The following is a 559-nucleotide window of genomic DNA, read 5'->3' on the forward strand; positions in this document are numbered from 1 at the left end:
AGTAGCCGGTGACGACCTGCCGCAGCCATTTACCCTGTTCGAGAACTGGCTGATGCATGCGCCGTCGCAGCTCCCGCTTCACGGCTTTCAACTTTGCCCCGGCGAGACTTGCGCCTGATCTGGAACTCGCCTCGTCTGGATCGGCTGCAGATAAAGGTGAAGCCGAGGAAGTTGAAGGTCTCCGGCTTGCCGAGCCCCCGCCGCCTGCGGTTGTCCACCGCGAAGCGTCCGAACTCGATCAGCCGGGTCTTCTCAGGATGCAGCGACAGTGCAAACTCCCTGAGCCGCTCGCGCAGTGCTTCGAGGAAGTGCCGGGCCTCATCCTCGGACTCGAAGCCGACAATGAAGTCGTCGGCATAGCGCACGATGATCATGTCGCCCGTGGCCTCGCGCCGTCGATAGCGTTCAGCCCACAGATCGAGGGCATAGTGCAGGTAGACGTTGGCAAGCAGCGGCGAGATGGCTCCCTGAACGCAAAAGATAACTTCCGCTTTGAACGCGTCATCACCGGCTGGCGCGATGGAGCCGTTGTTGATTTAAGACGCAAAAGGTAATACCA

1 protein-coding gene is annotated in these 559 nt (G+C 60.3%); it reads right to left on the reverse strand.

The window, feature by feature from the left end:
• Positions 1 to 29 precede the first annotated feature (29 nt).
• Positions 30 to 536 (reverse strand): reverse transcriptase domain-containing protein, encoded by a 507-nt coding sequence (locus IVA82_RS17030; RefSeq protein ID WP_346659674.1) that lies wholly within the window; start codon positions 534 to 536, stop codon positions 30 to 32.
• Positions 537 to 559 lie beyond the last annotated feature (23 nt).

This window comes from Bradyrhizobium sp. 142 (genome assembly GCF_023074015.1).
Classification (GTDB): domain Bacteria; phylum Pseudomonadota; class Alphaproteobacteria; order Rhizobiales; family Xanthobacteraceae; genus Bradyrhizobium.